This is a genomic window from Mesonia sediminis (genome assembly GCF_042684705.1).
Lineage (GTDB): Bacteria > Bacteroidota > Bacteroidia > Flavobacteriales > Flavobacteriaceae > Mesonia > Mesonia sediminis.
Window position 1 is genome coordinate 685,746 of sequence record NZ_JBHULZ010000041.1, and the last position, 20,817, is coordinate 706,562.

The window sequence follows — 20,817 nt, forward strand, 5'->3', positions numbered from 1 at the left end:
TTTTATTGCTTTAACCAGTTACTTTTAAAATCGCATTGCTTGTAGTCATCGCTAATTTTGATATAGGTATCCATAATCTTTTCACGCTGCCATTTTTCAATCGATTTCAATTGTTTTTCGCGTAAAGCAAGCTCTTTAATTTTGGTGTAGTCTTGGGCATAATTTGCCAAGTGCTCCTCATGTTTTTTATTAACCGTTACTAATTTAAAGAATTTAGTTCCGGTTCTTGTTTGATCCATTAAAACGGAAGAAACTTCCCCCTCTTCCAAATTGTTTACCTGATCGTAAATAAGCGGATCGATATCGGTCAATTCAAAACGGGTATCCCCCGATTTTGGATTGATTAATTTACCTCCATCTCCCTTGGTTTCCTTTTCTTCAGAATATAAACGTGCCGCCTCGTCAAAAGTAATTTCATTATTTACAATTCGCGAACGAATACTATCGATTTTCTTGCGTGCCGCTTGCACGGTTTCTTCGGTTACCTGAGGTATTAAGATAATATGTCGAATATCCAGCACCTTCCCTCTTATCTTATCTAACTGTACAATATGGTAGCCAAACTCGGTTTTAAACGGCTTACTTACCTCGCCTTCTTGCAAACTAAAAGCCACTTGCTTAAAGTCTTTATCTAAAGGATCATTACGGGTAATACTCATTTGCCCTCCACGCATACTGGTTCCGTCTTGAGAATACAATACGGCCTTGGTTGAAAAACTAGCTCCGTTTTCTACAATGTCGGTTCGCATTTCATTTAAACGGTCAATTACCTTTTGCTTTTCGCTTTGGGGTACTTCGGGTTTAATTACCAAATGTGCAATTTCTACCTCATCGCCAAACAAAGGGCGTTCGTCTTCAGGAATAGAGTTAAAAAAGCTACGTACTTCTTCGGGGGTTACTTCCATCTCGCCAACAATTTTATCTTGCATACGGCTACTTAAAGTACGTTCTTTATTGATTTTAAAAAGTTCCTCGCGTAAATCAGCTTCGGTATCTTTGCGATAAAAAGCCAATACTTTCTCAATATCGCCCACTTGAGCCATCATACGATCTAACTGCTGATCGATCATCGCGTTAATTTCATCGGCGCTTACCACGATGGTACTGTCTAGCTGAGCGTGATGCGCATAGAGCTTATTCTCCATTAATCGTCCTACCAATTGGCAGTCGTTAATCTGGCTCATATCCATACCTTGGGTTTTGGCATCGGCCTTCATCTTTAAAATATCACTTTCTAAAATCAAGTAATCTCCCACTACGGCAGCAATTCCATCCGCTTTAAAGCGCTGAAAGGTTTTCACCGAATCGGCTTGTTGAGCGAGTAATAATTGCTCTTCCTCGCCGGTGATTACCAAAGTACTGTCTTGTGGTGTGGTTTGCCCCCAGGCAGTTGCCAGAAGACCTAGACAAAACACCATGCTGCTAATAAAACTCTTCAAATTTTCTATTTTTAATTGCATTATCTATAATTTCTTTTTCTAATTCATCGGCCAGTTTCAACTTGCGTCTGTTGATTAAAATTTGTTTAATCGTCGGCTCCACATATTCTACCGGAGCCAATTCATTCCGGGCTTTAAAGTCTTTAATTTTCACTAAAAAGACGCTGCTCGAATCTTCAAGTTGCAAAAGCTTGGCTTGATTTTCTTTTATTTTTTGCTCGTCGAGCAAAGGTACATCTTTTATCACATCTGCTAAGTTATACCAAGTAGAATCATTAAATCTAAATTTTAAATAAGTGATGGCCTGATCTTGAATATCGATTTGATCATCAAGATTAAACCGGTCAAAATTCTTTTTCAATTCTTTGGTGTTCTTAAAATCCAACGGAATTTGAATATAACGCAAGCGCACTAAATTCTGATTGAGTTTAAAGTTTTCCTTATTCTCTTGGTAATAATCACGAATGGCTGTTTGGCTCACCGTAGTGTCTATACGTTGCCCTATAAGCATACTCTTATAAGCTTCACTGTATAGGTTTATTTTATACTGCTCTACCAATCGGTTAAACTCTTGTTGTTTTTCTTGAGATAGATTTATCTTCGCACGGTGCAGCAACAATTGCTCAGTGGCCCAATCTTTTACATAATTGCGCAAAAAAATTACACTATCTTCACCAGTTAATTGCTTAGGCATTAAATCTAATACTTGCTCTTCATACAAGTAGTTGTCATATACCTTGGCCAGCGGAGTTTTTGATTCTGCGGGAACCAAAAGATCACACTGCACCAGTAGAAGTGCCAGTAAGCTAAGCAGGCTTAAGCGGATTTTATTTAAGTTCTTCTTGTAATTTTTCAAAAACCGACTCATTTATGGTTATATTATTTTCGGCGCGCAACTGGGCAATCCAGTTTTCTTCCAATTGGTTTTGGTAAGCATTGGCTACTTCCCCTCTAATTTCGGCCAAAGGCGGTATACCGGCTGGCTTCAACTCTTCTACCCATAACCAAACATACTGTCCGTTGTGTTTGTAAATCTTACTACTACCTGGTTTTGCTTTCAACTTAGATGGTATTTGCTTATCCTTAAGCGAATAGCGCCCTTGATCAAATAACAGATTTTGTGCTCTATAACGCTGTCTTAAAGCCGATGCATCTTCTGGATTTTTCGACCAGGCTTTACGTAATTTTCTAAGTGTTTTCTTATCTGGCCCAGAGGCTATAGTTGCTTTAAATTGCGCTGGTTTTTTAAAATCTTTTGCATGTTGTTCATAAAACTGTTGTAAACCAAGCGAATCCTTATTGCTTGCCTCCCATACTTTCTGCTGCATCAAATCAAACAAAAGCAAACCGTTTTTGTACTCTTCTATAATACCGGCATACTCTGCATTATACTCATCTAAATATTCTTTATAGTAGCGTTTCTTTTCAAGCTTAATGTAGTTTTTAAGCAATTGTTTTACCCATTGGTTTTTAACAAATTCATTTCGCGGCGTTTTCACTTGATTAATCACTAAGTAGCTAAAGAAATTCGCGTAGGTTTTGGTTTCTTTAGGAAATTTAACCACAAAATCTTCGGGTAGTTTTTCGCTTAAGGCGGATTTATCTTTAATAGTAAAAAAATCTTCATCAATAAAATCCGTAAAGAAAGCTAAGGCCTCAGGGTTTTCTTCTACCTCAATAGTCGAATCAATTTTTTTAATAATATCGGCATCTATCATTTGCGCACGCACATCTTGTTGCACTTGTCTCGCCAATTGATCTTTCATATCGCTAAATGGAAGTAAATCTTGCTTAAAAATGAGCTTAATCAAGTGCCAACCAAATTCGGTTTTTACCGGCTCAGAAATAGGGTTTTCTTCGCTCAAAGCAAAGGCAGCCTCTTCAAACTTAGCACTCATCAAACTAGCTTTTTCAAAGGCTTTCAACTCCCCACCATTTGCAGCGGTATTGGTATCTTCGCTGTATTGCTTGGCCATATCGGCAAAACTTGCTCCTTGTTTTATACGCTCGGCAATGGCTTTAATCTTTTGTTCTGCATCTTGCTCTCCTTCTTTATCGGTAAGCATAATGTGGGCCACTTTTACACGCCCGCCAGCCTCGCGTTTTCCCGTTACATGTATGAGGTGATAACCAAATCGAGTTTTTACCGGATCAGATACTTCCCCTACAGGCGTAGCATAGGCCGCCGTTTCAAAGGGGTAAATCATTTTAAAGGGTCCGAACCAACCCAGCTGACCTTGGTTCTCGCTTACACTAGGATCATCTGAATATTTCAAAGCAGCCGCTTGAAAACTCATCCCCTCGTCTATTTCTTTCTTTATAGCCACAGCACGCTGGTAAACTACCAGTGAGTCTTTTGCTGTGGCATCTTTTGGCCATTGCAATAAAATATGGGATGCTTCAAGCACGTGCTGCTTGCGTTTGTACGCTTCTTTAACCAACTCATCTGTAGCGGTGGTATTACGCATAAATTTATCGGCCAATTGCATGCGGTAAATATCATACTCTGCGCGATGACTCTGTAAAGTATCTAATTGCAGTGCATAGGCTTCGTTTAATTTTAACTTATAATCAATAAATAAATCTAAGTACGATTGCGCATCCCTATCTTCTGGATCTAACAAATCAAGGTTTTTAGAGAACACTCGTTTAAACTCTTCGGCCATTACCGGCTCATCGTTAATTTGAAGTAAAACTTGTTCTTGGTCTTGAGCCCACACTACACTAGCAAAGCTTAAAAAACAAAGTAAAACGATTTTTTTCATGATTTCTTTATTAATTCGCCCAAAAATAACAATTCTATAGCGTTAAACAAGCATAAATAAAACGCATAAAATAGAAAATTGATATCTTAGCTACCAAAATATTTTTAGCCCATCGATTATGAAATACAAAATTGAAATAAAGGTAGCGGTTCCTCGCCACGTTTTTATCGAAAAAATGGATTCGATAGAAAATTTAAAGCACTGGCAGGAAGGATTGCTAAAAGCTAGTCCGATTACTGCTGTTCAAGGCGAAGCAGGCAGTAAAATGAAACTGCGCTACAAAATGAATAATCGTGAAATTGAAATGGTCGAAGAAATCATCAGTATTAAGCTTCCCGAATCCATGACAGCTGAATACACCACTCGAGGGGTAAAAAACATTCAACACAATACATTCGTCGACAATGCCGATGGCACCACTACTTGGATAGCCGATAACGAATTTATTTTCTCGAGTTTAGCATTGAAAGTCATGGGATTTTTGATGCCCAAAGCTTTTAAAAAGCAAAGCTATAAATACATGGAGGCTTTTAAAAATTTTGCCGAAAACGGCACCAGTTTAGTAGAAGAAGCATGAGAAACTTAGAACTAATTTGGGACTTCCGCGGTCCTGATGCCGAAAAAACTGCACAGCACCACCTGGTTCATCTAAAAGAATACAACCAACGAGAAAATTTAGGGCTAAGTGTTTTTAAACAAGTACAAATCAACCCTATGCATTGGGAGGCTTATTTGGTTTGTCCTGAGTCGTTAATGATTCGTTTACGCGACGCACTGAAACCCCACCGAGCAAGGCTACATCAAGCTTAATTAACATTTACTACTTTTTGGAGACTATAGCAATTAAGCTAAAGTTTATGGAAGACTCGCCTTTAGCATCAGCAATAAAAAAATCCCTTGCGGTATTAAGGCAAGGGATTTTTATTTTATCAGCATTAGGCTTTCTCCTAGCTGGTTAGGTACATTTTTCTACGCGCATATAAATCATAAAAAGCATCATCGCGTAAGCTATCGATAAACAAAATACTCTCTCCAGTACTCTTCATTTCTGGCCCTAGTTGTTTGTTTACATTTGGAAATTTGTTAAAAGAGAACACCGGCTGCTTGATGGCATAACCTTCAAGTTGAGGGTTGAAATCAAAATCGGTGACTTTCTTTTCTCCCAACATTACTTTTGCAGCATAATTCACATAAGGTTCGCCGTAGGCTTTTGCGATAAATGGTACGGTTCTCGAAGCACGCGGATTGGCTTCAATAATATATACCTCATCGTCTTTTATAGCAAATTGAACATTGATTAAACCAACCGTTTTAAGCGCTAGAGCAATTTTCTTGGTGTGGTCTTTTATCTTTTGAATAACCAAATCACCTAAGTTAAAAGGAGGTAGCAGTGCATTTGAATCTCCACTGTGAATACCACAAGGCTCAATATGCTCCATAATTCCTATAATATACACATTTTCGCCATCACAAATAGCATCCGCTTCAGCTTCAATTGCACCATCTAAATAATGATCTAATAAAAGTTTATTATTAGGTATGCTACGCAATAAATCCACTACGTGCTGCTCTAATTGTTGTTTGTTAATGACAATCTTCATTCCTTGACCTCCCAGTACATACGAAGGACGCACTAAGATAGGAAAGTTCAACTCATCGGCTAAAGCCAAAGCCTCATCGGCTGTTTCGGCAGTACCAAACTCAGGATAAGGAATGTTGTTCTCTTGTAATAATTTAGAGAAACTACCTCGATCTTCGGCCAAATCTAGGGCTTCATAACTGGTTCCCATAATTTTAATACCGTATCGGTTCAGTTTCTCGGCCAGTTTTAAAGCGGTTTGTCCGCCCAACTGTACGATTACCCCTTCGGGTTTCTCGTGACGAATAATATCATAAATATGCTCCCAGAATACGGGCTCAAAATACAACTTATCGGCCGTATCAAAATCGGTCGAAACCGTCTCGGGGTTACAATTAATCATAATGGTCTCGTAACCGCATTCGGCTGCAGCCATCACCCCGTGTACACAGCAGTAATCAAACTCGATACCTTGACCTATTCGGTTAGGCCCCGAACCAAGCACTATAATTTTTTTCTTATCGCTCACCTCACTTTCGTTGTGGCTGTATTGTTTACCATCTGCCGTTTCGACTACATCCTCAAAAGTAGAGTAGTAATAAGGTGTTTTGGCAACAAACTCAGCCGCACAAGTATCAACCAGTTTGTATACGCGTTTGATATTTAGCTCTTCTCGTTTTTTATAAACTTCGCTTTCTAAGCAATTTAGCATATGGGCAATTTGCCGGTCTCCATAGCCTTTTTGCTTAGCCTCGAGCAAAATTTCTTTGTCGATGTTCTCTATAGTATAATTACTAGCAATTTCTTTTTCTAGATGATACAGCTCTTCATACTGCTTTAAGAACCACATATCTATTTTGGTGATTTCGTGAATTCTACTCAGCGGAATACCCAATTGTATCGCATCATAAATAACAAACACGCGATCCCAGCTTGGGTTCGCCAATTTTTGTACTATGGTTTCGTAATCGTTATAGCCTTTACCATCTGCCCCCAAACCGTTGCGCTTGATCTCTAACGACTGGGTTGCTTTATGCAGCGCCTCTTGAAAAGATCGCCCGATACCCATTACCTCACCTACCGATTTCATTTGTGGTCCTAACAAGCGGTTAGAGCCTTCAAACTTATCAAAATTCCAGCGCGGTATTTTTACAATAACATAATCTAAGCTAGGCTCAAATAATGCCGATGTAGTTTTGGTTATCTGATTTTCCAACTCGTCTAAGGTATAACCCAAAGCCAACTTGGCGGCTATTTTTGCAATAGGGTAACCCGTTGCTTTTGACGCTAAAGCGGATGAACGCGAAACCCTTGGATTGATTTCAATGGCGATGATGTCTTCTTTTTCATCTGGACTCACAGCAAATTGTACATTACAACCCCCGGCGAAATCTCCGATATTACGCATCATTTTGATGGCCATATCGCGCATACGCTGAAAAGTTTTATCACTCAACGTCATAGCAGGGGCTACAGTAATAGAGTCTCCGGTATGAATTCCCATCGGATCCATATTTTCTACCGTACAAATAATCACTACGTTATTGTTATTATCGCGTAATAACTCCAACTCATACTCTTTCCAACCCTGCAAAGCTTTATCAATAAGCACTTCGTGAATAGGCGAAACTTCAAGTCCATGGGCTAAAGCCTGCTCAAATTCTTCTTTGGTTTCAACAAATGCGGCACCAGCTCCTCCTAAAGTAAAAGAAGCTCGTATTAAAAGCGGCAAGCCAAATTCTTGGGCGATTTCTTTCCCCTCTAACATCGATTTGGCTGTTTTGGCAGGTGCTACCGGTATATCGATACGTGACATCAACTGCTTAAACTCTTCTCGATCTTCGGTTATATTGATCGCGGCGATATCTACCCCGATTATCTTCACATCAAAATCTTTCCAAATACCTTTTTCATCTGCTTCAATACATAAGTTCAAGGCTGTTTGCCCTCCCATTGTGGGCAATACCGCATCGATTTGCGGATGTTCTTTTAATATTTCAATCAGCGATTTGGTGGTAAGCGGCTTGAGATACACATGATCGGCCATGGTGGGGTCGGTCATAATGGTGGCCGGATTAGAGTTAATCAAGATGGTTTCAATTCCATCTTCGCGCAGAGAGCGCAGCGACTGGCTACCAGAATAATCAAATTCACAGGCCTGCCCAATTACAATAGGACCCGAACCTATGATTAATATACTTTTTAAATCTTTATTTTTTGGCATAACGCTAGCAGTTATAGATGTTTAAATTTAAGTAGATTCTAGATATAAAAAAAGGCGTTACCACCGGTAACACCTTTAAAAAATTTTGATAACACAATCATTATTAGTGCTTATGTCTATTTTCTGAAGAAACAGAAAGTTTCTTTCTACCTTTAGCTCTTCTTCTTGCAAGCACTTTGCGACCGTTAACACTGGCCATACGCTCTCTAAAGCCGTGCTTATTTTTTCTTTTTCTTTTCGAGGGTTGAAACGTTCTTTTCATCTTAAAATATCTTTAATCTTCTGTTGAAATCTTAATTCTAAAAATATAAAAGCCTTGCTGCTTTTAAACTGCGGGCAAATATACAACAAGTTTTTAGTCTCACAAATGGAATATTAATTTTTTTACGGTTTTTTTAAAGCAAACCAAATGGCTTTTCATCGCCCGGGCAAAGTAACAAATAAATACTTGGTTTTAGGCACTTTAAATCTTAATTCTTGGTCTCCCTTAGACATCAAAAATAATTTTCAAGTCTCCCTAGTATCCAGTCTAGTGGGTTTAGCCCTTTTTCACCGATACGGCATTCATTTTTTTTCTTACCTTTGCGGACATTAAAAAAAACAAATTATGTTTAATAAGAACCTTAAACTGGTTTTAGCTGGGGCCATTTTTGCCTTTGCGATTTATCAATTTATAGAAGGCCAAATTGGAAACGGTATTTTTCTAATTTTGCTTGCCGCAATTTTTGTTTTCCTTTATTTTAAAAACGAATTGATTCTACTGGCTTTTTTACGCCTGCGTAAACAAGACTTTGACGGAGCCAAAAAATGGCTCGATAAAATTAAAAACCCTGAATCGGCATTGGTACAAAAACAACAAGGGTATTATTGGTACCTCCACGGTTTAATGGTATCGCAAAAAAATATGACTAAAGCCGAAAAATATTTTAAACGCGCCATTAAACTAGGCCTATCGATGAGCCAAGACCTAGCCATGGCTAAATTAAACCTTGCCGGAATAGCGATGACCAAAAGACGTAAGCGCGAGGCACAAATCTTATTGAAAGAAGCTAAAACTTTAGATAAACATAATATGCTTGCCGATCAAATCAACATGATGAAGCAGCAAATGAAGCGGATCTAAACGATAGCTATCACATCCCTAATACTAATGCGTAGAATTTATTTTTTACGCATTTTTTTTATATATTTATTGATGATTAATTCGGTAAATATGCAAAAACTTTTACTATTACTCATTTTACTACCTTTTTTTGCTTGGAGCCAAGACACCAAGCAACAAGAGGTGTTGTTTTCTGAAGCTATAGGCAGGCATATAAAAACCTACAAAAAGAAAGCTCGTAAGGCTTATCGACATAAAGATTATGAACGCGCACAAATTTTATTCGATTCTTTGGTGAATCACCAGTTGCGCGGAACCTATCTCGATAATTTCAAGGTTTCTTGTGTCCGCACTGGTAAAACCTGCTTTAACGATTTTAAAAAACCAATGTACCTAATGACCTACGCTTCTTGGTGTGTGGCGAGCAAAGGTGAAGTGCAATCGCTAAATGCCTTAGCAAAAAAATATAAAAAAGAAATTGATTTCGTGGTCTTGTTCTGGGATAAACGTAAACAAGCGCGCAGAGTGAGCCGTAAATACAATCGATTTGTGCATGTGCTGTATGTAGATGAACTAAGCAACCGTGAAGCGCATTTGGTAAAAACAATGAAGCATTCCTTAGGTCTTCCAACTACTTTTTACATCAGTCAAGAAAAAGAGATTTTAGGTATTGAACACCTGCCTAAACCTCATATTGAACAAGACATAAAAAATGCAGTACAATTCAATGTTCAGCAATTTAAAAAAGGAGTACAGGTACTATTGGCTAGTCCTTAGGCCTACAGTAAGGGAGCCCATAGCCTAGAGAAAGATTCTTTTATCTTTTCCTTTAAAGGTCGTTCTAACCAGAGCTCTAACAGCACTTCTTCGCAATCTTGCTTGTCCTTTTCAAAATGCTGTTGCATTTTCTGAGTAAAATCTTCGTTATATATCAAGGCGTTGATTTCAAAATTGATTTCAAAACTGCGGTAGTCAAAATTAGAAGTACCTACACTGCATAACTGACCGTCAATGAGCATCGTCTTAGCATGCAACATGCCTTTACAATAATGAAATATGCGAATACCAGAAGCCAATATATCCCGAAAATAGGAATGCGTCGCATACTTCGCAGCCCAAGAATCTCCGTCACGCGGACACATAAGTTGAATATCAACTCCACGTGCTGCTGCGGTTTTTAGGGCGACCAGCATAGGTTCATTAGGAATAAAATAAGGGGTGGTGATTAAAATGCTCTCACGTGCCTGATTGATAGCCGTAAACAAGGCCCGCATTATGTGCGGACTGTCGGAATCTGGACCGCTGGCCACAATTTGCATGGCAATCTCGCCGCAGTCTTTTACCTTAGGAAAATAATCTTCGGCTATACTTATTTCTTTTGAACCGGTTACAAAATTCCAATTCAATAAAAAATGAGCGTGTAATGATTTGACTACATTTCCTTCTAACCGCAAGTGAATGTCGCGCCAAAAAGAATCGTTAAGGCTATTTACATATTCATCGCTCACGTTAATGCCTCCCACAAATCCGATGCTCCCATCAATCACACAAAGTTTGCGATGGTCGCGATAGTTTAGTTTACGCGTGAGATTAGGAAACCATACGGGCATAAACGGATAAATTTCTACTCCCGCCTCCTCTAACCTCTTCTTATCACGACTTGCTAATTGACTACCTACATAATCATAAATTACCTTTACAGCAACTCCCTCTTGAGCGCGTTCACAAAGCAAATCAAGCAATTGTCTACCGATTTCACCCTGACCAAAAATATAATATTCTAAATGTATAAAACGCTGGGCTTTACGTAGGGCATCAAAAAGCGCCTCGAATTTCTCATCTCCATTGTTGAGCAAACGCACATCATTGCCAAAAGTCAGCGGTTTACGTTGGGTGTTTTGCACCAAACCCACCACAGCTGAGTACTGCTCAAGAAAAGACTCTTCATACTTTTCGAGCGACTCCTCATCTACCAACAGCTTTTTCTCCCACTTCTTGATGATTTTATGATTAAACACCCCTTGGCGTTTAAACATTTTATCTTTGCGGTATTCCTGACCAAAAAACAAATACACCAAAAGGCCTACAAAAGGAAAAAGCAACAAACCCAATACATATGAAAGTGTAGAAACCGGATTCCCATTGTTGCGAATCACAAAAAAGGCCGTACCTATCGCCAAAAGGTAATTCAGAATCAATAGGCTAATGAGCCAATTATTACTTATAAAGTCTATCATTCGGGTTGGTAGGTATACACCTCATCAAGTGGAATTTCCAATTCGTAGGCCTTACGCGAGGCATTGTCGAGGTGCGCTTCGCGCAACCAAGGGTTATGGATTTTTAAAATCTTATAATTGATATCCATTTTCTTAGCAAAACGGGCAAAGTTAGTTACGGGTGTATCTACCACCACGGTTCTGGTGGGCACCGGACTATACAAATCTTCTTTATTAAAGTGAAAACCATAGGCTTTTGGCTGACTAAAAATCGTTTTAATCGCTAAAATACGGAACACATATCGACCCGTTTCTATATTCAACAACAAGTCGTAATAATCGTTCACTTCCTGGCGATCTTGCTGTTTTCGAATACCGTAATTCCCAGCATTATAAGCAGCAGCCGCAAGTGTCCAACTTCCCAACTCTTCTTTGGCTTTTTTCAAATAAGCACAAGCCACTTCGGTCGATTTGGCGATATGATAGCGTTCATCGATATTGTCATTGATTTCTAAACCATACTCCCGTCCCGTGGTTTTCATTATTTGCCAAAAACCTGTAGCGCCCGCAGGCGACACCACTGGCATTAAGCCACTTTCGGCAACGGCCAAGTATTTAAAATCATCGGGAACGCCATGTTTAGCTAAAATCGGTTCAATAATAGGAAAGTACTTGTTCATGCGTTTGAGTAACAACAAGCCATTTGACTGCCAATAGGTATTCACCAACATTTCTCGATCGAGTCGCTCCCGAATATCTGGATTGTCTAAAGGCACCGCTTCTCCCGCAAAATTGATGTTTTCGGGTATAGGCAAGGCATACACTTTATAATCTTTTACATGCGGCTCCGCTTTTTTGGGCAGCAAGTCCTTTTCAATTAGGGCTTCATAATCATTATGCTGCTGGTAACTACTCAGCGCCAGCGCTCCAATTCCACTCAGGGCAATCACCCCTACAACACTTAAAAACCGATTCATCCTCTTCATACGTATATTTTTTTCTTTTTCTTATTCATCTACCAGCACGCCTTGCTCTATATAAGCGGGCAAGTGCTCATTAAACCACCTAAAACGCTCGATAATCATCGCATGCGTACCACCTTGCACCGGAATATAGTTTTGGATATATTTCACCGGAAAAATAGGGTCTTCGGTACCATGTATATGCACCAAACCAGGCAATGGTTTTTCTTGTTTCCAATGCAAGATTTGCTCCAAAGACCAATCTAAATATTCTTTTTGATGCACACTCAGGTATTTTTTATACCACTTCGCCCGCTTGCGCGTGTAGTTTCCTACTGGCCAGTCAGATAGGTTTTCAATCTTCTGTGCCCATTGAGTAGGTAAAAGCTTATACAATTTCATACTCTTTGCCCAACGCAAGCGTCTTGGCATCTCTAAGTGCGTTTTGATACTCGAAATAATAATCACTCGGCGTACGGCTAGCAATTGAGCTAACTCTTGCACGATTATCCCGCCAAAAGACACTCCGATTAATACCGGATGCTCGTGTTTGATTTCGGGCAGATAGCGCTTCACATAATGCTTTAGACTTTCTCCCCCTTCAGGCATCTTCCATGACAAATACACCAAATCAAACCGATCTTCATCCAATTGCAGGTATTCAAAAATAGCCGGACTAGCAGCCATACCGGGCATAAAATAAACCGGTATTTTTTGTTTTACTGCTGGTGGGGTTTCCACCGATGTAGACGAATCGTTTAACATAATTTACTCGACACAAATCTAATAGGAATATACTAAAAAAAGCCTCTTGTTGGTCAGAAAATATATAGATTAACTTTTTTAATCCGCCTAAGCGTAAAAACTAAAGCCGCCCCTAAAAATCAAGCCTTAAAGAAACGTCAAAGTCTACTCCTTTACTCCCGTACCCGATAATTTTTCGTATCTTTATACCTGTTTATGAGTTGATTAACGCTAAAACTAATCTGTTTAAAATTTATAAATTATGCCCAGTATTACCGCCCCTTTAAAAGACAATGAATTCATCAGACAATTTGAAGCCCAAGTAGATCAAGTATTTATCGCAATTGAATACAGCAAACAAGAACGCAAAATATTTCTTTCTCGCTTGCATCAAAATCCGCCAGAAGGTTTAACCACCGTACAAGTTGACGCTTTCTTAGAACAGGTATTTGATTATGTGCGCAGCTTAGGCCGATTAAAAATTGTGCCCACCGGTAAAGAAGTAGCCCGCTTTTTTAAAGCCCGAAAAAAACAATATGACGATTTAATTCCTATGGGAATGTCGCTTTAAATCGCCGCCTCTTCGCCTACAAAATCAAAGCGCACCAAGCCGTCTTCGTCTATTTCGGTTAGTTTTATACGGTGAATGGTATTCACAAAACTAGGATCCCACGGCATTTTTACTTTCACGTAGTTTTCGGTAAACCCGTGTATATAACCGGCTTTATTTTCGCCTTCAAATAACACGCTGCGCTCACTACCCAATTGCGCTTCATAAAAAGCACGTCGCTTTTTAGCCGACAAACCACGTAGCATTTTGCTTCGTTTTTTGCGTTGCTTTAAGGGCACTACTCCTGGCATACTTGCCGCTGGCGTATTCTCACGCTCAGAGTAAGTAAATACGTGTAAATAAGAAATAGGTAAATCGTTTAAGAAATTATAGGTCTCTAAGAAATGTTCTTCGGTTTCACCGGGAAATCCTACAATCACATCTACCCCTATACATGCATGCGGCATTGCTGCTTTTATAGCCTGTACCCTATTTACATACAAATCACTCATATACCGGCGACGCATTAATTTAAGCATCGCATCGCTACCGCTTTGCAGCGGAATATGAAAATGGGGCACAAAACTGCGGCTTTGTGCTACAAAATCTATGGTTTCATTTTTCAGCAAATTGGGTTCTATACTCGAAATACGCAAACGCTCTATACCTGGTACTTCATCTAGAGCCTGTACCAATTCATAAAAGGTATGCTCATGCTTTTTATTGCCAAACTCACCTTTTCCATAATCACCAATATTCACTCCGGTTAGCACAATCTCTTTGATATCTTGTGCGGCGATTTCGGCAGCATTTTTCAATACATTAGGTAAGGTATCACTACGCGATATTCCCCGTGCCAGCGGTATTGTACAGTAGGTACATTTATAGTCGCAACCGTCTTGTACTTTTAGAAAAGCCCGGGTTCTGTCGCCAATACTATAACTTCCCACATAAAAATCGGCTTCATCAATTTCACAAGCGTGTACTAAACCATTTCCGCCATCGAGCTTGGGTTGGGCTAACAAATCATTCAGATAATGCGTGATTTTAAACTTTTCGGTTGCTCCTAAAACTAGGTCTACGCCGTTTACATCGGCTAGCTCTTCAGGCTTGAGTTGCGCATAACAGCCTACTGCTATTACAAAAGCATCTGGATTTACTTTCTGCGCCTGTTTTACAATACCCTTAAAACGTTTATCGGCGTTTTCGGTTACACTACATGTATTGATCACATATATATCGGCCGACTCATGAAATTCTACCCGATTAAAACCTTCCTGCTCAAAAGAACGAGCAATGGTAGAGGTTTCCGAAAAATTCAATTTACAGCCTAAGGTATAAAAGGCTACTTTTTTTGCTATTTCTGTCTCACTTCCCACGCGCTATCCAAATTTCTTTTAGTATTATTGCCAAGCTTAACTGCTTGGTTTTCTTTAAAAATGTGTGCAAATATACAACCTAATTCTTGTTTAAAAAAAACTAGCCGCAACTGGCTGCTATTTCGGAATCCTTCCGTTTTAATTTGTTTGTTGCTCAGCTTATGCTTTGGCTGCCAACCCCAAGCCCCGCTGTACCCCGACACAGCCGTCTTTCGGTACAACGAGCACGCCAATATCACCTCGCTCGATCCGGCTTTTGCTAAAGATCAACGCAACATCTGGGCTTGCCACCAGTTGTACAACACCCTAGTACAATTAGATGAAAACCTTGAAATTCAGCCCGATTTAGCCGAATCTTGGAGCATCAGCGAAGATGCCACCACCTATACCTTTAACCTCAAACCACAAGTTTACTTTCACGAAAATGAAGTTTTTAAAAATCTTGCCGATAGGCAAGTGCAAGCACAAGATGTGGTATATAGTCTAAAACGCCTCACTGATAAACAAGTGGCTTCACCCGGTAGCTGGGTGATGAACCAAGTAAAAAGCATTGAAGCACTTAACAACAACCAAGTGCAAATCAAACTTCACCAAGCTTTCCCCGGTTTTTTAGGTTTGCTCAGTATGAAATTTTGCAGCATCATACCCCAAGAAATGCAGCAGCTAGACTTTAGAGCCAACCCCATAGGTACCGGACCCTTTTATTTCAAACGCTGGGAACCGAATGAGAAATTGGTTTTTAGAAAAAATACCAACTATCACGAATTTGATGAAAATGGCGAACGACTGCCCTACCTCGAAGCTGTGGCCATCACTTTCTTACCCGATAAGCAAGCAGAATTTCTGCAATTCGCCCAGGGCAAACTAGATTTTTTAAGCGGATTAGACCCTGCCTACAAAGACGAACTGCTCAACAGTCAGGGGCAATTGAATACGCGTTACCAAGAAAAAATCAGCCTCCAAAAAGCACCTTACCTTAACACCGAGTACATTGGTTTATATGTAGGTGATCCTCAACAAGCCACCCATTACCGCTCGTTTCGGCAAGCCTTAAATTATGCCATAGACAAACCCACTATGATGCGCTATTTACGCAATAATATTGGGGTTCCCGCTCAAGGCGGATTTATTCCACGCGGACTCCCTGCCCATACGTCTAGCGGATTTTATACCTATCAACCAGAAAAAGCCCGTGCGCTCATTCAACAGTTTAAACAAGAGCACCCCAACATTCCGGTTCGGCTAAAGATAAGCACTAGTGCCAATTATCTTGATTTAGTAGAATACCTACAGGGCCAGCTTACACAAGTGGGCATACAAACTGAAGTAGAAGTTATGCCCCCTTCTACCTTACGTCAATTGAGATCGGCTGGAAAGCTATCGGCTTTCCGAGCCAGTTGGATTGCCGATTATCCCGATGCACAAAATTACCTCTCGCTTTTTTATAAAGCCAACTGGTCGCCCCACGGTCCCAATTATACGCATTATGCTTCGGCAACATTCGATAGCTTATACCAAAAGGCCATGACGGCACCTGAAGCCCAAGCCCGCGAAAGCTTATATCGACAAATGGATGCATTGCTTATGCAAGCGGCACCGGTTATTCCTTTGTATTATGACGAGGTGGTACGCTTTACACAAAAAAATGTTCACGGCTTAGGCATCAATGCGATTAACCTATTGGATTTAAAACGGGTGCAAAAACAAGCATTGCAGTAAAGCCTTGTTGTTTCATTCGAGAGGATTATCAGCCTAATGTCTGTTACAACACGCCTTGTCAGTTCGAGTTTCGGATTTTTGGGCGATAGAACAAAAATGCGAAGTATCGAGGCAAAGTCGAAAAGTAGCGAATACTTTTTTAGTTTTAATTCAACCACTTCTCGATACAACCCAGCGAGTCCAAATACGGCATTAAAAATGCCTGTTGGCTAAGCTGGCCCACTCGAAGTGACAGTGCGTTTAAAACCTACCTTGTCATGTCGAGTGCGATTTTATGGCGTAAGCCATAAAAACGTGTATCGAGACACGGTCGAAAAGTAGCGAATATCTTTATAGTTACCATTAAAAATACGCTACTAATCGAAAACTAAAGCTATTTATTTTTTATTCCTCTACTTTTTTCCATCGCCGAAAAAAGTAGCAAAAAAGTCTAGGCTGACGAAACTAGCGCTAAATTGTAGGTTTGCAAGCTAAATTTTAGGAACTCACCCGATTTTCAATCGGGCTCAAACAGCCTAAAATTTTTAACGCTTACTGCACTGCCAATTTTACGCGCTATTTTCGATAGGCCGATTTAAAAAGTGGTTGTATTTCTTTGTAGAAAACCACGTCTTGTCAGTTCGAGTTTCGGATTTTTGGACGATAGAACAAAAATGCGAAGTATCGAGAACAAGTCGAAAAGTAGCGGATTTATTTTCTTTTTCCAAACCTACATGATAACAATTCATAAATAATACTATGTCCTAATTTTCATTTTCTTTACTTGTATAAAGAAAACGAAACAAAAGAAAGTACACTTTTTCTGAGGTATTTTTCAGACAAGCTGAAAACCACTTGTATTTTGCTAAATTGGTTCCAAGGCTTCACCAATTCTTCACGCAAAATACAAGTTATACTGAAGAAAAAGATTACAAAGCCCTGCTTTGAAACGCTTTTTGACGTGGGCTGCTGGGTATTAATAACTCTACTTATTATTTTTCAATTAAAAACCCGAATAGTTTCAGAAATAGCGAGTGACAAGCGGAAGTGCGTTTCGCGGTAGCGAAAAAGAGCATGCAGCGATAAGGAACGAGTGATGCTTTCCGCTGAACACTTTCAGCGTAAAGCAATTTCCTCAACTATTCTTGATTTTTTGGTTCGTTTTTGATCAAGCAAAAATGAACAGAAAGAATTTGTAGCTTTTTGTTTGAAGTTGGATCTTGATTGGGAAAGGTTTAGTTATTGCGGATCCTTTTCATTTCTTGCACCAATTGGTCAGAATTAAGAGAGCTGAATAGGTACCTTTTGTTTTTCGTTGTAATGCGCAGCATATTTTTTCTGTCTTTTACAAGACTGATGGAATCATCCATTGTCTTGCCGATAAATCCAAAAAAACCTTTACTTCCATAAGTCATTGTCAAATTAGAATAGCTTAATCTGCTTACTTCAATAATATCAACCTTCAAAATCTTTATCTGTCCGATGTTTTTTTGTAATATAATAAAATCCTTTTCGATAACAATTTTTTTCAAAGAGTTGGAGTAAAAGTAAATCACAGAACCAAAAATTAGCAAACTCAAAATAACTCCACCAATAAGACCATAACTTTTATCGGTGGTGGTTAACATTATTGCAATCAGCGTAACTAAAATCAAAATGCTAGCAGTGGCAATTTTTACAAATATTGAGCTTTTGCTTTGGTAGGTTTTCATTTCTTGATATATGTTCTTTTAATTGCTCTACAGCGACCCTAGCTGGGAGTAATTACTTGGTTTAATCAACTAATTTAGCAAATAAAAACCGAATAGAAAACCCTAGCCTCGTTGACACGAGCGTCTCGTTCGTGACTCCCGCACCAGCACAATTGTAGTCTCTGGTCTTTTACCTATTTACGGATAGATGAAAAATACTATTTTTAAAATAGGAGCCTTAATTACAAGTTTCTTAATTCAAAAGGTCTTTATATTGGGGACTTAAGTTTTATACTTGGATTATGAATTCTAGTTTTGAGCAATTGATTGCAATGGGGTTAGGAGAACGCGATGCAATCGCGCACCAGCGAGGGGAACTTCATATTACCTGTATAGACCGTTCATTTTGATTTTAAATTATGAATTCCCGTTTTTATAATTTATCATTCAAATCTTGTCTTCCAACTATGGTCATTATTTCGACATTATTGTTATTAACTCTATAGTAAATACTATCCACTCCGCACACGCAGCGTCTATATCCGTCTTTTATATGGTCAACCGCTTCAAATGAAAAAGGTTGTTCAGCGATAATGTCAAAATACTCAAAAAATGTCTCAAAATATTTATCCGCTTGGGTCAATCCAAATTTTTTAATCCCATAATGGTGAATACGAATTAAGTCAGTTTTTGCTTCGTTTGACAATTTATATTGAGCCATCAAGCAAAGACTTTGATTCAGCTAAAATACTTTCTTTACTATCATTAGTAAATCCACTATTCTCAGCTCTTTCAATTTTGGCCCTAATCCAATCAATTTGAACTTGCTGTTTTCGGGCTTGCCGTATTAAGTCGTTCACTAACTCGCTCTTGCTTGAATACTCTTTACTATCTACTTGAGCCTTTAGCCATTCATCATTAGGCTTGGTAAATGAAATACTTTGTCTAGACATGATTAATTTATTTGATGTAAATATACACCATTATCGAATCAGTTGCAAATACAAGTACACTATCCCAAGCAAAAGGAACTACTTTTATTTATCCCTCTACTTTTTTCCTTCGCCGAAAAAAGTAGCAAACCCCGAAATATCGGGACTACGAAAATCTAGGCTGACGAAACTAGCGCTAAATTGTAGGTTGGCAAGCTAAATTTTAGGAACTCACCCGATTTCCAATCGGTCTCAAACAGCCTAAAATTTTTAACGCTTACTGCACTGCCAATTTTACGCTCTATTTTCGATAGGCCAGGTTTAAATGGTATCTTTATGTATTCTTTTTGTAAAATAACCTGCCTTGTCAGTTCGAGTTTCGGATTTTTGGTGGTAAACCAAAAATGTGAAGTATCGAGAACAAGTCGAAAAGTAGTGAATACTTTTATAGTTCTCGTTGAACAGCACTTCTCGATACAACCCAGCAAGTCCAACTACGGCATTAAAAATGCCTGTTAGCTAAGCTGGCCCACTCGAAGTGACAGCCACCAGAAAAATCGAGACTCCCATAAGGTCTCGCTAAGTACTAATTTTTTAAAACCTACCTTGTCAGTTCGAGTTTCGGATTTTTGGACGATAGAACAAAAATGCGAAGTATCGAGAACAAGTCGAAAAGTAGCGAATACTTTTATAGTTTCAATCCATTCACTTCTCGATACAACCCAGCGAGTCCAACTGCGGCATAAATGCCGGTTGGCTAGGCTGGCCCACTCGAAGTGACAGGGCGTTTAATACCTGCCTCTTCAGAAAGTAACTACCATATAAAATAAATTACTTTTCAATTAAAAACCCGAATAGTTTCAGAAATAGCGAGTGACAAGCGGAAGTGCGTTTCGCGATAGCGAAAAAGAGCATGCAGCGATAATGCTTTAAGCTGAACACTTTCAGCTTAAGGCAATTTCCTCGACTATTCTTGATTTTTTGGTTCGTTTTTGATCAAGCAAAAATGAACAGAAAGAATTTGTAGCTTTTTGTTTGAAGTTGGATTTTCATTGGGAACGACTCGTTTGTTATTTTACCAAAAGAAAATACTAAAACACGCCTTGTCACACCGAGTTTCGGGTTTTTGGGCGGTAGAACAAATATGCGAAGTATCGAGGTGCAGTCGAAAAGTAACGAATACTTTTTAGTTCTAATTAAACCACTTCTCGATACAACCCAGCAAGTCCAAATACGGCATAAATGCCTGTTGGCTAGGCTGGCCCACTCGAAGTGACAGTGCGTTTAAAACCTACCTTGTCATGTCGAGTGCGATTTTATGGCGTAAGCCATAAAAACGTGTATCGAGACACGGTCGAAAAGTAGCGAATATCTTTATAGTTACCATTATTATACGCTACTAATCGAAAACTAAAGCTATTTATTTTTTATCCCTCTACTTTTTTCCATTGCCGAAAAAAGTAGCAAAAAAGTCTAGGCTTACGAAACTAGCGCTAAATTGTAGGTTTGCAAGCTAAATTTTAGGAACTCACCCGA

At 39.2% G+C, this 20,817-nt stretch carries 18 protein-coding genes; 6 read left to right on the top strand and 12 right to left on the bottom strand.

Features of this window, described 5'->3' with window-relative positions; genetic code table 11:
* Window positions 1-2: 2 nt before the first annotated feature.
* From ACFSQ0_RS11190 to ACFSQ0_RS11200, 3 genes are read right to left on the bottom strand one after another with little or no spacing between them, the layout of a single operon-like run.
* The gene (locus tag ACFSQ0_RS11190; RefSeq protein ID WP_379048282.1) at window positions 3-1,439 is read right to left on the bottom strand and encodes a peptidylprolyl isomerase; all 1,437 of its coding nucleotides are present in this window, start codon (window positions 1,437-1,439) and stop codon (window positions 3-5) included.
* The gene (locus tag ACFSQ0_RS11195; protein WP_379048284.1) at window positions 1,423-2,307 is read right to left on the bottom strand and encodes a peptidyl-prolyl cis-trans isomerase; all 885 of its coding nucleotides are present in this window, start codon (window positions 2,305-2,307) and stop codon (window positions 1,423-1,425) included. The genes ACFSQ0_RS11190 and ACFSQ0_RS11195 overlap by 17 nt, the downstream gene beginning before the upstream one ends.
* The gene (locus ACFSQ0_RS11200) at window positions 2,267-4,204 is read right to left on the bottom strand and encodes a peptidylprolyl isomerase (RefSeq protein WP_379048286.1); all 1,938 of its coding nucleotides are present in this window, start codon (window positions 4,202-4,204) and stop codon (window positions 2,267-2,269) included. Before ACFSQ0_RS11200 ends, ACFSQ0_RS11195 begins: the two co-directional genes overlap by 41 nt.
* 118 nt (window positions 4,205-4,322) lie before the next feature.
* On the opposite strand from ACFSQ0_RS11200, the gene ACFSQ0_RS11205 reads away from it, so the two are divergent.
* Window positions 4,323-4,781, top strand: a complete 459-nt coding sequence (locus ACFSQ0_RS11205) for an SRPBCC family protein (RefSeq protein ID WP_379048288.1) — start codon at window positions 4,323-4,325, stop codon at window positions 4,779-4,781.
* Complete coding sequence (locus ACFSQ0_RS11210; RefSeq protein WP_379048290.1) at window positions 4,778-5,014, top strand: hypothetical protein; 237 nt, start codon at window positions 4,778-4,780, stop codon at window positions 5,012-5,014. The genes ACFSQ0_RS11205 and ACFSQ0_RS11210 overlap by 4 nt, the downstream gene beginning before the upstream one ends.
* 137 nt (window positions 5,015-5,151) lie before the next feature.
* Here ACFSQ0_RS11210 and carB read toward each other — a convergent pair whose 3' ends face one another.
* Together carB and rpmH are read right to left on the bottom strand one after the other, a co-directional pair.
* Window positions 5,152-8,007: a carbamoyl-phosphate synthase large subunit gene (gene carB, locus ACFSQ0_RS11215; protein WP_379048292.1), complete on the bottom strand. Its 2,856-nt coding sequence runs from the start codon at window positions 8,005-8,007 to the stop codon at window positions 5,152-5,154.
* Window positions 8,008-8,110: 103 nt separating this feature from the next.
* On the bottom strand, window positions 8,111-8,269 hold the full coding sequence (gene rpmH, locus ACFSQ0_RS11220) for a 50S ribosomal protein L34 (RefSeq protein ID WP_013071475.1): 159 nt from the start codon (window positions 8,267-8,269) through the stop codon (window positions 8,111-8,113).
* A 345-nt stretch (window positions 8,270-8,614) separates the two neighbouring features.
* Between rpmH and ACFSQ0_RS11225 the strand changes: the two genes are divergently transcribed.
* Both ACFSQ0_RS11225 and ACFSQ0_RS11230 read left to right on the top strand, forming a co-directional pair.
* Window positions 8,615-9,130, top strand: a complete 516-nt coding sequence (locus ACFSQ0_RS11225) for a DUF2892 domain-containing protein (RefSeq protein ID WP_379048294.1) — start codon at window positions 8,615-8,617, stop codon at window positions 9,128-9,130.
* 90 nt (window positions 9,131-9,220) lie between these two features.
* Window positions 9,221-9,886: a TlpA family protein disulfide reductase gene (locus ACFSQ0_RS11230; RefSeq protein WP_379048296.1), complete on the top strand. Its 666-nt coding sequence runs from the start codon at window positions 9,221-9,223 to the stop codon at window positions 9,884-9,886.
* A 2-nt stretch (window positions 9,887-9,888) separates the two neighbouring features.
* Here ACFSQ0_RS11230 and cls read toward each other — a convergent pair whose 3' ends face one another.
* The 3 genes from cls to ACFSQ0_RS11245 are packed head-to-tail and all read right to left on the bottom strand — an operon-like array spanning window position 9,889 to window position 13,052.
* Window positions 9,889-11,346 (bottom strand): cardiolipin synthase, encoded by a 1,458-nt coding sequence (cls, locus tag ACFSQ0_RS11235; protein WP_379048298.1) that lies wholly within the window; start codon window positions 11,344-11,346, stop codon window positions 9,889-9,891.
* Window positions 11,343-12,311, bottom strand: a complete 969-nt coding sequence (locus ACFSQ0_RS11240) for a lytic transglycosylase domain-containing protein (RefSeq protein ID WP_379048300.1) — start codon at window positions 12,309-12,311, stop codon at window positions 11,343-11,345. Before ACFSQ0_RS11240 ends, cls begins: the two co-directional genes overlap by 4 nt.
* Before the next feature lie 21 nt (window positions 12,312-12,332).
* Entirely contained in the window at window positions 12,333-13,052 is a 720-nt protein-coding gene (locus ACFSQ0_RS11245; protein WP_379048302.1) for an alpha/beta fold hydrolase, read from the bottom strand.
* Between the two features lie 241 nt (window positions 13,053-13,293).
* Between ACFSQ0_RS11245 and ACFSQ0_RS11250 the strand changes: the two genes are divergently transcribed.
* Complete coding sequence (locus ACFSQ0_RS11250) at window positions 13,294-13,602, top strand: N-acetyltransferase (RefSeq protein ID WP_379048304.1); 309 nt, start codon at window positions 13,294-13,296, stop codon at window positions 13,600-13,602.
* On the opposite strand, the gene mtaB is transcribed toward ACFSQ0_RS11250, so the two are convergent.
* Window positions 13,599-14,960 carry a tRNA (N(6)-L-threonylcarbamoyladenosine(37)-C(2))-methylthiotransferase MtaB gene (mtaB, locus tag ACFSQ0_RS11255; protein WP_379048306.1) on the bottom strand — a complete coding sequence of 454 codons (1,362 nt, stop codon included), beginning with the start codon at window positions 14,958-14,960 and terminating at the stop codon, window positions 13,599-13,601. The two genes, ACFSQ0_RS11250 and mtaB, sit on opposite strands and share 4 nt — an antisense overlap.
* Before the next feature lie 150 nt (window positions 14,961-15,110).
* Between mtaB and ACFSQ0_RS11260 the strand changes: the two genes are divergently transcribed.
* A complete protein-coding gene (locus tag ACFSQ0_RS11260) occupies window positions 15,111-16,679 on the top strand; it encodes an ABC transporter substrate-binding protein (protein ID WP_379048308.1) in 1,569 nt (522 codons plus the stop codon).
* A gap of 1,214 nt (window positions 16,680-17,893) precedes the next feature.
* On the opposite strand, the gene ACFSQ0_RS11265 is transcribed toward ACFSQ0_RS11260, so the two are convergent.
* The 3 genes from ACFSQ0_RS11265 to ACFSQ0_RS11275 all read right to left on the bottom strand — a co-directional run bounded on the left by ACFSQ0_RS11265 (window position 17,894) and on the right by ACFSQ0_RS11275 (window position 19,302).
* Window positions 17,894-18,370 carry a PH domain-containing protein gene (locus ACFSQ0_RS11265; protein WP_379048310.1) on the bottom strand — a complete coding sequence of 159 codons (477 nt, stop codon included), beginning with the start codon at window positions 18,368-18,370 and terminating at the stop codon, window positions 17,894-17,896.
* A 412-nt stretch (window positions 18,371-18,782) separates the two neighbouring features.
* Window positions 18,783-19,070 carry a type II toxin-antitoxin system RelE/ParE family toxin gene (locus tag ACFSQ0_RS11270; protein WP_379048312.1) on the bottom strand — a complete coding sequence of 96 codons (288 nt, stop codon included), beginning with the start codon at window positions 19,068-19,070 and terminating at the stop codon, window positions 18,783-18,785.
* Window positions 19,057-19,302, bottom strand: coding sequence for a ribbon-helix-helix domain-containing protein (locus ACFSQ0_RS11275; protein WP_379048314.1), 246 nt, complete (start codon window positions 19,300-19,302; stop codon window positions 19,057-19,059). Before ACFSQ0_RS11275 ends, ACFSQ0_RS11270 begins: the two co-directional genes overlap by 14 nt.
* Window positions 19,303-20,817: the final 1,515 nt, after the last annotated feature.